The organism is Chloroflexota bacterium (genome assembly GCA_011322445.1).
Lineage (GTDB): Bacteria > Chloroflexota > Anaerolineae > Anaerolineales > DRMV01 > DRMV01.
Window position 1 is genome coordinate 1 of the sequence record DRMV01000013.1, and the last position, 12,303, is coordinate 12,303.

The 12,303-nt window shown below is 62.0% G+C and carries 10 protein-coding genes; 7 read left to right on the top strand and 3 right to left on the bottom strand.

Features of this window, described 5'->3' with window-relative positions:
• The first annotated feature begins 226 nt into the window (after nt 1-226).
• Nucleotides 227-3,373, top strand: a complete 3,147-nt coding sequence (locus tag ENJ54_02415; protein ID HFC08699.1) for an isoleucine--tRNA ligase — start codon at nt 227-229, stop codon at nt 3,371-3,373.
• A gap of 260 nt (nt 3,374-3,633) precedes the next feature.
• Here the strand turns inward: ENJ54_02415 and ENJ54_02420 are convergent, their stop codons facing one another.
• The gene (locus ENJ54_02420; protein HFC08700.1) at nt 3,634-4,770 is read right to left on the bottom strand and encodes an XdhC/CoxI family protein; all 1,137 of its coding nucleotides are present in this window, start codon (nt 4,768-4,770) and stop codon (nt 3,634-3,636) included.
• A 117-nt stretch (nt 4,771-4,887) separates the two neighbouring features.
• Between ENJ54_02420 and ENJ54_02425 the strand changes: the two genes are divergently transcribed.
• Entirely contained in the window at nt 4,888-6,063 is a 1,176-nt protein-coding gene (locus ENJ54_02425) for a BMP family ABC transporter substrate-binding protein (GenBank protein HFC08701.1), read from the top strand.
• An 83-nt stretch (nt 6,064-6,146) separates the two neighbouring features.
• Here the strand turns inward: ENJ54_02425 and amrS are convergent, their stop codons facing one another.
• Together amrS and ENJ54_02435 are read right to left on the bottom strand one after the other, a co-directional pair.
• Nucleotides 6,147-7,259: an AmmeMemoRadiSam system radical SAM enzyme gene (gene amrS, locus ENJ54_02430; GenBank protein HFC08702.1), complete on the bottom strand. Its 1,113-nt coding sequence runs from the start codon at nt 7,257-7,259 to the stop codon at nt 6,147-6,149.
• 33 nt (nt 7,260-7,292) lie between these two features.
• On the bottom strand, nt 7,293-9,005 hold the full coding sequence (locus tag ENJ54_02435) for a nucleoside kinase (GenBank protein ID HFC08703.1): 1,713 nt from the start codon (nt 9,003-9,005) through the stop codon (nt 7,293-7,295).
• Between the two features lie 98 nt (nt 9,006-9,103).
• On the opposite strand from ENJ54_02435, the gene ENJ54_02440 reads away from it, so the two are divergent.
• From ENJ54_02440 to ENJ54_02460, 5 genes are all read left to right on the top strand, one after another.
• Complete coding sequence (locus ENJ54_02440; protein ID HFC08704.1) at nt 9,104-9,907, top strand: hypothetical protein; 804 nt, start codon at nt 9,104-9,106, stop codon at nt 9,905-9,907.
• 116 nt (nt 9,908-10,023) lie between these two features.
• Nucleotides 10,024-10,521 (top strand): tRNA (adenosine(37)-N6)-threonylcarbamoyltransferase complex ATPase subunit type 1 TsaE, encoded by a 498-nt coding sequence (gene tsaE, locus ENJ54_02445; protein HFC08705.1) that lies wholly within the window; start codon nt 10,024-10,026, stop codon nt 10,519-10,521.
• Nucleotides 10,522-10,530: 9 nt separating this feature from the next.
• A complete protein-coding gene (gene tsaB, locus ENJ54_02450) occupies nt 10,531-11,205 on the top strand; it encodes a tRNA (adenosine(37)-N6)-threonylcarbamoyltransferase complex dimerization subunit type 1 TsaB (protein ID HFC08706.1) in 675 nt (224 codons plus the stop codon).
• Nucleotides 11,202-11,681 carry a ribosomal-protein-alanine N-acetyltransferase gene (gene rimI, locus ENJ54_02455; GenBank protein ID HFC08707.1) on the top strand — a complete coding sequence of 160 codons (480 nt, stop codon included), beginning with the start codon at nt 11,202-11,204 and terminating at the stop codon, nt 11,679-11,681. Before tsaB ends, rimI begins: the two co-directional genes overlap by 4 nt.
• Nucleotides 11,671-12,297 (top strand): uracil-DNA glycosylase, encoded by a 627-nt coding sequence (locus ENJ54_02460; protein ID HFC08708.1) that lies wholly within the window; start codon nt 11,671-11,673, stop codon nt 12,295-12,297. The genes rimI and ENJ54_02460 overlap by 11 nt, the downstream gene beginning before the upstream one ends.
• The last annotated feature ends 6 nt before the right edge of the window (nt 12,298-12,303 follow it).

The window sequence follows — 12,303 nt, forward strand, 5'->3', positions numbered from 1 at the left end:
ACACGAAAATAGTCCGGGCTGGCTGGTTTTGTGTTAGGATTTCTGCGCATGGCGTAACCTCGCTAAAGTGGTTTTGGGACACCCTTTTTAGCAGGTTACGCCTTCTTTTTCAACTCCTTTCCGATTTTTCGGATAGAGTCTAAGTGTCAGGTGCCACGCCACCAGGTAACGAAGTAACCGCGTAACTAAGCAATCTAACCAGGCAACCATTTTCAGGAGGTTTTCCATGCCTTTCAAGCCCGTTTCCCCCCAAGTCAACCTGCCCGAAGTGGAAGAACGCCATCTCAAGTTCTGGCGCGAGTACGACATCTTCCACAAAACCGAGGAAACCCGCCGCGGCAAGCCGGAGTTTGTATTCTACGAAGGCCCCCCCACAGCCAACGGCAAGCCAGGCGTGCACCACGTCCTCGCCCGTTCCTTCAAGGACATCTTCCTGCGCTATCGCGTGATGCGCGGCTACCATGTCATTCGCCGCGGTGGCTGGGATACCCACGGCCTGCCCGTGGAAATCGAGGTCGAGAAGAAACTCGGCTTCACCAGCAAGCGCCAGATCGAAGCCTACGGCGTGGCAAAGTTCAACGAACTCTGCCGCCAGTCGGTGTTCGAATACATTCAGGATTGGGAAAAACTCACCGAGCGGATTGCCTTTTGGGTTGATTTGGAAAACGCGTACGTCACCTACCACAACGAATACATTGAAAGCGTGTGGTGGATTTTGAAGCGCTTTTGGGAACAGGGGTTGATTTACCGCGGTCACAAGGTGGTTACCTACTGCCCCCGCTGCGGCACGCCCCTCGCCGACCACGAGGTCGCGCTGGGCTACAAAGATACCGAAGACCCCTCGGTTTACGTCCGCCTGCCCCTGAAGGACGAGCCGAACACCGCCCTGCTGGTGTGGACGACCACCCCATGGACGCTCCCGGCCAACGTTGCGGTGGCCGCCCACCCCGAGGTGACCTACGTCAAGGTCAAACGCGCCCTGCCCAACGGCGGCGAGGAATTCCTCATCGTCGCGCAGCCGCTGCTGGAAAAGGTTTTCCGCGATGAAGACGTTGAAATTGTGGCCGAATTCCCCGGCAAAGCCCTGGACGGCAAACGCTACCAGCCCCTTTTCACCTTCGTGCCGCCCGACAAGCCCGCACACTTCGTGGTGCTGGCCGATTTCGTTACCACCGAAGACGGCACCGGCCTGGTGCACATGGCGCCCGCGTTCGGCGCGGACGACATGGAAATGGCCCGCAAATACGACCTGCCGGTCATCAACACCGTCAAGCCCGACGGCACCATCGTGGACGCGGTGCGCCCGTGGGCGGGCATGTTCTTCAAGGACGCGGACCCGCTCATCATCGAAGACCTGCAAAAGCGCGGCCTGATGTTCCGCGCCGAAACCTACACCCACAGTTATCCCTTCTGCTGGCGCTGTGGCACGCCCCTGCTTTACTACGCCCGCCCGACGTGGTACATCCGCACCACCGACCGCAAAGACCGCTTGGTGGCGCTCAACGAAAAAATCAACTGGGTGCCCCAGCACATCAAGCACGGGCGCTTCGGCAACTGGCTGGAAAACAACATCGACTGGGCCCTGGGGCGGGAACGCTACTGGGGCACGCCCCTGCCCGTGTGGCAGTGCCAGGAATGCGGCCACCAGCACGCCGTCGGTTCCGTGGCCGAACTCTCGGAAATGGCCGGACGCGACCTCAGCGACCTCGACCTGCACCGCCCGTATGTGGACGAAGTGACCCTGGCCTGCCCCAAGTGCGGCGGCGAAATGAAGCGCGTGCCCGAACTCATCGACGTCTGGTTCGATTCGGGCGCCATGCAGGTCGCGCAGTGGCATTATCCCTTTGAAAATCAGGAAATCTTCAAGGAACAGCACCCCGCGGATTACATTTGTGAAGCCGTTGACCAGACCCGCGGCTGGTTCTACTCCCTGCATGCCATCAGCACCCTGCTCTTCGACGATGTCGCCTTCAAAAACGTGGTTTGCCTGGGGCTGATTCTGGACGAAAACGGTTTCAAGATGTCCAAATCCCGCGGCAACATTGTCGACCCGTGGGACGTCCTCAACGTCCACGGCGCGGACGCGTTGCGCTGGTACTTCTACACCGCCGGCCCCCCCGGCGACAGCAAGCGGTTTTCCCTCAACCTGGTGGGCGGCACGGTGCGCCGTTTCTCCCTCACCCTGTGGAACGTCTACGCGTTCTTCACCACCTACGCCTCGCTGGACGGCTGGGAACCCAGCGCGGCAACCGAACCCGCTTACACCGAACTCGACCGCTGGCTGCGCTCGGAACTGCACGCACTGACCAAAACCGTGACCGAGGCTTACGAAGCCTACGATGCGCTCAATGCCACCCGTCCGGTGGAAGCCTTCGTGGAGCGGCTTTCCAACTGGTATCTGCGCCGCAGCCGCCGCCGCTTTTGGAAGAGCGCGTCGGACGCGGACAAGCACGCCGCGTACAGCACCCTCTACGAAGCCCTGGTCACGGTGGCGAAACTCATCGCCCCCGCGATGCCCTTCATGGCTGAGGAACTCTACCAAAATCTGGTGCGCCCCGTCACACCCGACGCGCCCGAATCCGTCCACCTGGCCGACTGGCCTGCCTGCGACGAAACCGCCATCGACGAAACCCTGAACCGCGAAATGGCGCTGGTGCTCAAACTGGTTTCCTTAGGGCACGCCGCCCGCAACAAAGCAGGCATCAAAGTGCGCCAGCCCTTGCAGGAAGCCGCGTTCGCGGTGGGCCGCGCCAGTGAGCAGGATGTGGTCACCCGCTACGCCGACCTGCTGGCCGACGAACTCAACGTCAAGCGCGTGCGCGTGCTCAGCGGTCAGGGCGAGGCGGTTTCCTACCGCCTGAAGCCCTTGCCCAAACAGTTGGGGCAGAAATACAAAGGCTTGTTCCCCAAAGTGCGGCAGGCCATTCTGGCTTTGGACGCGGAAACCGCTGCACAGCGCTTGCTCGCGGGCGAGCCGGTGGCCGTGGAAGTCGAAGGCCAGACCTGCGAGATTTTGCCCGACGAGGTGGAAGTCATCATGGAAGCCCACGGCGGCCTGACCGTGGCTTCCGAAGGCGCTTATCTGGCCGCGCTGAACACCGAGATCACCCCCGAACTGCGGCAGGAAGGCCTGGCGCGCGACTTCGTGCGCTGGGTGCAGAATGCACGCAAGGAAGCCAACCTTGACCTCGCCGACCGCATCCGGTTGACCTACCAGGCGCCCGAAGAGATTGCTGCAGCCGTGGAAGCCTTTCGCGATTACATCATGGGCGAAGTGCTGGCCGTGGAAATGGCCGCCGCCACCCCGCCCGAAGGCGCGTTCACTACCGAAGCCGCGGGCGGCAAAGTCGTTCTCGGCATTCAGAAAGCCTGAGAGGCTCTCCGCGAAAAATCTTGCCGTAAGGGCAGCGCGAGCCTCACCGCGCAAAGCAAGCCTTCTTACCCTGAGTTGCGGATAAGTGCGTTGAGTGGAGAGTGTGGAGCATTGCGCTGCCCTTGGCCTTTTGTGCTGAGCGGAGCGACCAACGGGAGCGAAGTCGAAGCACGAAAGATTGTCCGAAAAGCGCCAATGCCGTCATGGCGAGACCGAATAGGCCTCGCCATGACGCGTTTTAGAGCCATTGCCGGGTGCCCCTACGATGTTTTTAAGGGCCACTTCCCATTGTGGACCGCAACGATTTCCGCGATGATGCCCACAGCAATGGCTTCGAAAGAGGCCCCCACTTTGAAGCCTACCGGCCCGTGGATGCGCGCCAATTCGTCCTCGCCGAAACCCAATTCCCGCAAAGCATCCCTGCGGGCAGCCTGGGTGTGGCGGGAACCCAGCAGGCCGATGTAACCGACAGGGCTGCGCAGTGCTGCGGCCAGCGCCGGCACATCGAATTTCGGGTCGTGAGCCAGCGCCACGACGGCGTCGGTGGGGCGCAGGAAGGTGGGGATAAGGGCTTCCTGGGGCCAGGCGCGAACCACTTCGTCGGCGGTGGGAAAGCGCTCGTGGGTGGCAAACGGGGTGTGGGGGTCGATGACGCGCACGTGGTATCCCGCGACCGTCGCCAGCCGTGCCAGCAACTGGGCCAGATGCACCGCGCCCACAATGTTCAGCGTCGGCGGCGGGACGAACGTTTGCACGAAGCATTCCCCCTGGGGCGTCGTGCGATGGGCGGCCTGGGGTCCAGGGAATGCACCTTCCAGCGCGGCGGCCAGGTCGAGGTTGCCTTCCTTTCGGCCATCTTCCCACGCGAGAAGATGGCCGTGCCCCTCAAGGGAGGTCACCAGCGCGACGGTTTCCCCCTGGCGCAAGGCGGTGAGCAAGCGCGCATGCACGTCGGTAAATAAGGAAACGTGCACTGCGATTTCACCGCCGCACGTCAGCCCTACTTCCCACGAGCCTTCGTCGGTCATGGTGAAGTGCAGCGTATGGGCGGCTTTGCCCGCCAGCAGTGCTTGGGCTTCCTGCACCACGGCGCTTTCCACACATCCGGTGCTGACCGAGCCGGCGATCTTTCCTGAAGCGGTCACGGCCAGCCACGAGCCGACCGGCCGCGGCGCCGGGCGTTGGGCTTGAACCACTACGGCCAGCGCGATGCGTTCCCCGGCGGCGTGCCATTGTTCCAGTTCCGACAAAATTTCTCGCATGGGCGTATCTCCTGAAGGCCTTTTTGAGGGTAATTGTACCGCTTCCGGGCCATCTGGGCGGCCTGTGTGTAGAAATGCCCAATTTTTCTGGATAAAAATGGGTGGGCCCGCTTGCTGGGACGCTTGAAAAGGCATTTGGAGGTGGGCTGGGGCCAGGGAAACCCCCTCCGCGATAAATTTACTTGCTGGAAACCGCAAAAACGGCTATACTTACGCCCGACGTAATCCCTTTCTCTCTTCAGGAGGAGCAAGATGCGCAAGAAACTCTTCATCTTGGTTGCTATGCTCTTGATTGCCGTGGTGGCGCTGGCTGCCTGCGGCACGCAGAGCTCGGCAACGCAGGCCCCGGCTGCCACTCAGGCACCCGCGGCGACCGAAGCACCGGCCGCGACGGAGGCTCCTGCGGCAACCGAAGCACCCGCAGCCACCGAGGCTCCCACTCAGGCGCCGACCGAGGCTTCTAAAGAACTCGACTGCGCCAGCCCTGATGTCTTCTGCGTGGGCCTGGTGACCGACGTCGGCCAGATCGACGACAAGTCCTTCAACCAGTCCGCCTGGGAAGGCGTCAAAGAGGCCAAGGCCAAGGGCATTGCCGACAAAATCGACTACATCGAGACCACTGACGCCAAAGACTACGCGACCAACATCCAACTGTTCGCCGACAATGGCTACGACGTCATCGTGACCGTGGGCTTCGCGCTGGGTCAGGCCACCGATGAAATGGCCCAGAAGTACCCGGACATCAAGTTCATCGGCGTTGACCAGTTCCAGGCTCAGCCGGTGGCGAACGTGGCTGGTTTGATCTTCCACGAAGATCAGGCTGGCTTCCTCGCCGGTGCGCTGGCTGCGATGCTGACCAAGACCAACACCATCGGTGCTGTGTTGGGCACCAACCTGGTGCCGCCGGTTGTGGCCTTCAAGGAAGGCTATGAGAATGGCGCGAAGTACATCAAGCCCGACATCAAGATCATCTCCACCTACCACCCCGGTGGGTTGGACAACGCCTTCACCGACCCCGAATGGGGCGCCGCGACGGCTAAGCAGGCGATGGACCAGGGCGCAGACGTTATCTTCGGTGCTGGCGGCAAGACCGGTAACGGTGCCCTCATCGAGGTGGCTTCCGTTGCCAAGTCCGGCAAGCAGGTGTACTGCATCGGCGTGGACACCGACCAGTGGCTGACCGTGCCCGAGGCGCACCCCTGCCTGGTGAGCAGCGCGATGAAGCTGATCACCCCTGGCGTGTTCGACCTGATCAAGCTGGCGAAAGACGGTAACTTCCCCAGCGGGAATTACTACGGCAAGACCGGCTTGGCCCCCTTCCATGACTTCGACAGCAAGATCCCGCAGGAAGTCAAGGACAAGCTGAACGAAATCCGCAAGGGCCTGCTGGACGGTACTATCTCCACCGGCTACAAGCCCGGCGGGTAAATCATCCCTCGCTGGTATAGCAAAAAAGCCTGACAGGAAAACCTGTCAGGCTTTTTTCTTCTTTTCTTTTGCTTGCTTGGGGCTTACCACACCAGCCGCGGGCGTCCGGGGCCACCCAGCCGGACTTTGGCCGGGTCGTCGGGCCACACGCCGGGCACGGGTTTTCCACAGCGGGGGCAGGTGCCTTCCGCAGTGATGTGATATGCCTCAATGATATAGCCCCACCGCTTGATGAGCGGCGCGCCGCAGTGCGGGCAAAGGGTGTGCTCATATTCGCCAACATGCCCCGGCAGGTTGCCGGCATACACAAAGTGCAGGCCGGCTTCCTGGCCGATTTCGGCGGCCCTGATGAGGGTTTCCACCGACGTGGGCGGCGGCTCGGTCATTTTGTAGTCGGGGTGGAATGCGGTAACATGCCACGGAATGTTGGGGGAAACCGAGGCAATGAAGCGCGCTGCGTCCATCAGCATGTCTACGCTGTCATTGTAGCCGGGAATTACCAGCGTCACGACTTCAACCCAAAAGCCCATCTCATGTGCTGCCCGAATGGTGTCGAGCACCCGGTTGAGATTGCCGCCGAGTTTGTGATATTCCCGCGGGTTCATGGTCTTGAGGTCGACTTTGTAGCCATCCAGCCACGGTTTGAGGAACGCCAGTGCCTCGGGCGTGGCATGGCCGTTGGAGACGAACACGGTTTTCAGGCCATGCTGTTTTGCCAGCCGGAAGATGTCGACCGCCCACTCGATGGAGATCAGCGGCTCGTTGTAAGAAGAAGCAATGGTAGAAGCCCCGGCACGCAGTGCAGCCTGGATGATTTCTTCTGGAGTGGTGCGGCGGATGAAACGCCCGGCAATGTCGGCCGCCGGGTCGCGCAGGGCTTGTGAGGTCAACCAGTTTTGGCAAAAAGAGCAATGCATGTCGCAGCCTAACATGCCGAAAGTGAGGGCGTCTGAGCCGGGCATGAAGTGATAGAAAGGCTTTTTTTCAATGGGGTCGGCTTGCAACCCGGCCACGTAGCCCCACGGCACCATCAACTTGCCGTCGCGGTTGAACCGCACCTGGCAGACCCCTCGCCGCCCTGGCTTGATGACGCAACGGTGACCGCACGCCAGGCACCGCACGCTGCCATCTTCCAGCGTTTCGTAGAGTTTCCCTTCGACGGTCAGGCTATCCAGCAAGTCTCCCAGCGTGGTCATGACGCACCTCCTCCGCGCGTGCAGAGAGCCGGGTTAGTGCATGCCGTTTTGCCACAAAAGGAATTCCCGCAAAATCGAGCCGCCCACGAATTCCCGCAGGAGGGAATCGTCGGGCACGAGGGAGGCATCGAGGGGGACGAACCATTCCAGCAGCGAGAGCAGGCGTTTGGCTTCGATGTGGGCAGGAGTGTGGTGGGGCACCTGAAGCAGTAACGGCACTGCAAACGGCTTGAGCACGGCCAGTTCATACACCAATGCCGAGTTGAACATCACGTCGGCTTCTTCCTGGAAGGGGAAAATCCAGCGCTTCTCGCCCCGCCGGACGGCTTCCCAACGGCCGATGGTGTCTTCGGCGGTGTAGCCACGGTCGCGGGCGTCGCGCACGATGCGCCGGATGAGCCGCGTATCGGTGGTGGAAACCCGATTGTGGCAGTCCAGGTTGAGTTGCGTCAAAGCCGAAGCGTAAATGCGGAAGGTTTGCTCGCGAGGAATCCCTGGCAGCAAGCGCGGGTCCAGCCCGTGGATGCCTTCCATGATGATCAGTTGGTCGGGCGCGAGTTGGACGATTTCGCCAGGTTCGCTGCGTCCTTCCTTGAAGTTGTATTTGGGAAGTTGGACTTCCTTGCCTTCCAGCAGCCGGGCGACATCGGCAGCGAGCCGCTCGCGATCGAGCGCGTCGATATGCTCGAAGTCGTAATGGCCGTGCTCGTCCTTGGGCGTTTTTTCGCGGTCCACGAAGTAGTTGTCCAGTTCCAGAGGGAAGGGGGAAAGTCCCTGGGTGAGCAGTTGCACGGCCAGCCGTTTGGAAAAAGTGGTTTTGCCGGAAGAGGAAGGCCCGGCAATCAGCACCACCCGCACTTGGTCGCGGCGCTGGGCAATTTGGCTGGCAATGTCGGCAATGCGCTGCTCGTGCAGGGCTTCGGCCACCAGCACGATTTCGCGAATGCGGCCGTTTTCTACCGCGTCGTTGAGCGCCCCCACGTTGTTGATGCCCAGCCGCCGCAGCCAATCGCCGTATTGCTGGAACGTGGTCAGCAGTTTGGAAGGCCGGCTCATGGGCGGCAGTTCGGTGGGTTTTTCGCGTTTGGGGAAGCGCAAAATGAAACCGTGCCCTGCCTGCACCAGACCGAACCAGCGCAGGTGGCCGGTGGAAGGCACCATATAGCCGTGGTGGTAATCGAGATAATCGCCAAGGCGGTACACGGTGAGGTAATCTTTGGTGCGGTGGCGCAGCAGGCGCACCTTGTCGCTATGGCCGTGCGCCTCGAAATAGGCAATGGCTTGGTCTAACGGCATTTCGCCCCGCACGATGGGCAAGTCGGCCTCCACAAGTTCTTTCATGCGGGCTTCCAACCGTTGCAGCGCGGCCGCGTCCAGCGACGGTTTCGTGCGGCAGAAATACCCCCCTGACACCACCGAATGGTCTACCGCCAGACGCCCCTCGGGGAACAGTTCCGAGAACGCCACCTCGAGCAAAAACACCAGCGAGCGGCGGTAAATGCGCATCCCGTCGGAATCGGCCAACGTAACTGGCTGCACCCGGGCTTCCAGTTGCACCGGGTAAGTCAGTTCGTGCAGTTCGTCGTTGACGATAGCCCCCATCAGCGGCGCGGGGAGTTCATCGGCAATCAGTTTGAGAAAATCGCCCACAGGCGCACCGCGCGCCCCGGCAATGACCCGCCCGTCGGGCAGGTGAATTTCCACTTCAGACGATGGTTCGACGATGCGAAAGGTGTGGTCAGGCATGGCAGCCTCCTTGTTGCACGCGGTGGGCCCGCGTCCGAATTCCGTCTGACTGGTCAGGCAGGCGGTTGACCTTTGTTTTTATTGTAACACCGCCTGGCGTGTGGTATATTCCCACCATGCGCACCCCTCGATGGTTCTTGCTGGCCGCGCTGGTTTGGCTTGCGGCCTGCACCGCCCAGCCTGCCGGCACCTCCACGGCGGCGCTTGCGACGGCCACAGCCACGGCCACGGCTTTGCCTGTGCCGGTGGTGGTCGCACTGCCCCAGGCGTTGGAACCCGCGCGCCCGGCGTTGGAAACCTGTGCCCGCGATTTGAACCTTCCCCTGGCGGTCTTTTCGCAACCCCAAGAGACGCCGCCCCCCGCCACAGCCAACCTTCGCCTGTGGTGGGGCGATACGCCGCCCCAGGGATGGCGGGCTTACCCGCTGGGCGGTGAGCGGCTGGTGGCGATTGTCCACGGCGAGCATGGGGCGACGCTCGACGAGGCTGCCTTGCGCCGCATGGTGATGGGGCAGGTGCGGGTTTGGGCCAATGCTGCAGCCACACCACCGCCTGTGGCGCTTTGGCTTCCCATGCCAGGCACTGCCGCGCGTGCCCGTTTGGATGCCTGGTTGGCGGGCGCACCGCGACGGGGTGATGCTTCCCTGGCCCCCTCTCCGCAGGCGATGCTTACCGCGGTGCGAGACGATGCGGCCGCGTTGGGCTTCGTGCCGGCGGCATGGCTGCAGGCGTTCCCCGAAGAGGCGCAGGGGGTGCAGATGTTGAACGTCCATCCGCAGGCGTGGGAAGCCCCGCTGCTGGCATTGCTCAGGCCCGATGCGCCGCCCACGGCTGTTGCGCTGGTGGGGTGCTTGCAGCAGGGCACCGGCCACACTTTGTTGCAAGGTCGTTATCTTCCTTGAGTGTCCTAAGGGCTGTTTTCGGCGGCTTTGCGCTTTTCGGGGGAAAGGTGCGGAGGGCGGCCGCGCGCGGTAAAAGCAGGCGGGTTTCCTGGCTGCGGCTGGTATAATGGAAGGCAATGGCGATTTTGCAAGCAGACGCGTTGGAGTTTATCACCCGCTCGGCCGACCAGACCTGCCGCTTGGGAATGCGGTTGGGAAAATGGTTGCAGCCGGGCGACGTGCTCGCGCTGGAAGGCGACCTCGGCGGCGGCAAGACCACCTTTGTCCAGGGCCTGGCCGCGGGGTGGGGTTCCACCGACGCGGTTTCCAGCCCCACTTTCGTGGTGGTCAACGTCTATCAGCGCGGCGATGGTGCCCGCTTGTATCATGTGGATGCTTACCGCTTGAGCGGCGCTGCCGAAGCATGGGATTTGGACATTCCAGCACTGGCTGAAGAGGCGCCCCTGGTGGTGGAATGGGCTGATGTGATTGCAGAGGCTTTGCCGGCCGAGCGGCTCACGGTGCGTTTTGTGTGGTTGGGTGAATCTCAGCGGGCGTTGACTTTTTACCCTCAAGGCGAGCGGCCGCGCGCGCTGGTGCGCTCGCTGCGAGCGGCGATTTTACGTGGCGTGTGAGGGCCTGCGATGCTGTTGGCTTTGGATACTTCGACAACCCAAATTGGTGTTGCTTTGTACGATGGGGCGCGGGTGCTGGCAGAAGCCTACTGGCAAAGCGGCCGCCGCCATACGCAGGAACTTGCCCCTCTTGTGGCTCAGGTGCTTCAACAGACTGGTTTCGCAATAGAAGATGTGCAAGCCGTAGGCGTTGCCCTGGGGCCGGGTTCGTTCACCGGTTTGCGCATTGGGCTGGCCTTCGCCAAAGGGCTGGCCGTGGCGCGCGGGCTGGCGCTGGTGGGCGTTCCCACGCTGGAGGCTGTTGCAGCCGCCGTGCCGCTTGATGTGGCCTTCCCTTCGCTGGCAGCGGTGCTACCTGCCGGGCGGGGGCGGTTGGCGGTGGGGTGGTACACCCAAACCGAAGGCCGGTGGCAAGCCGCGGGCGGGCCGGAAATCTTTACGGCAGAGACCTTAGCCCAGCGCATTCGGAAGCCCACGGTGGTGTGCGGCGAACTCACTGCCGATGAGCGTTCGCGCCTCGCCCGCAAATATAGAACCGTGCGCTTGCCCTCGCCTGCGGCCTGTGCTCGCCGCCCCGCCTTCCTGGCCGAACTCGCCTGGCAACGCTGGCAACAAGGGCAAACTCACCCGGTGGCTTCACTTGCCCCCATTTACCTGCACACCGGCACCCCTATCCCGGCATGATGGTGACCATTCGCCCGATGGAAGATGCCGACATACCGGCGGTGCAGGCACTGGACCGCCTGGCCTTCACCACGCCGTGGCCGCCTTCTGCTTATGCTCATGAACTGCACCACAGCCCACACTCCCGGCTGTGGGTGGCCGAGGTCGAGGGGCGGGTGGTGGGCTTTGTTGTGCTGTGGCTGGTCGTTGACGAAGCCCATGTGGCGACGCTGGCCGTGCATCCTGACTTCCGGCGGCGAGGCATTGCCCGTCGGTTGTTGGAAACCCTGCTCGCGGCGGCACGAGAAGCCGGTGCGCGGCTGGCCACACTGGAAGTGCGCGCCGGAAACCTTCCGGCTCAGGTGCTTTACCGGCGTTATGGTTTTCAGGAAGTAGGCCGCCGCCCGAAATATTACACCGACAATGGCGAAGACGCGCTCATTATGACCGTGATGCTGCCCTCCCCGGCAGAAGGAGACGAAGCCCATGAACGCTGAGCAAATTTTGAGCGAAGTGGCGCAAGAAGTGAGCGCCTGTACCAAATGCCCATTGCACCTGGCGCGACGCAAAGCCGTGCCGGGGGAAGGGCCGGCCAACGCCGAAATTATGTTCATTGGTGAAGCCCCTGGCTTTCACGAAGACGTGCAAGGGCGGCCGTTTGTGGGCGCGGCCGGGCAGTTTTTGGACGAATTGCTGGAAGGCATTGGCCTCAAGCGGGAAGAGGTTTACATTACCAACGTCATCAAATGCCGCCCGCCGGGCAATCGCGACCCTGAGGCGGAAGAACTCGCGGCTTGCGCACCTTACCTCGACCGCCAAATTCAGGCTATTCACCCCAAGGTCATTGTGACGCTGGGGCGGTTCTCGATGGCAAAGTTTGTGCCCAACGCTAAAATCAGCCAGATTCACGGTCGGCCGTTCAAAGTGCGCGGCCAGCTGGTGGTGCCCATGTATCACCCTGCGGCGGCGCTGCATCAGCCTTCCCTGCGCCGTGTGGTGGAAGCCGATTTTGCTCAACTGCCGGAACTCATCCGTCGGGCTGCTGAAATTCCCGAAACCGAGTTAGAAGCGCCGCCCGAAAAGAAACAGCCTAAACAACTTTCGCTTTTCTAAGGCGAG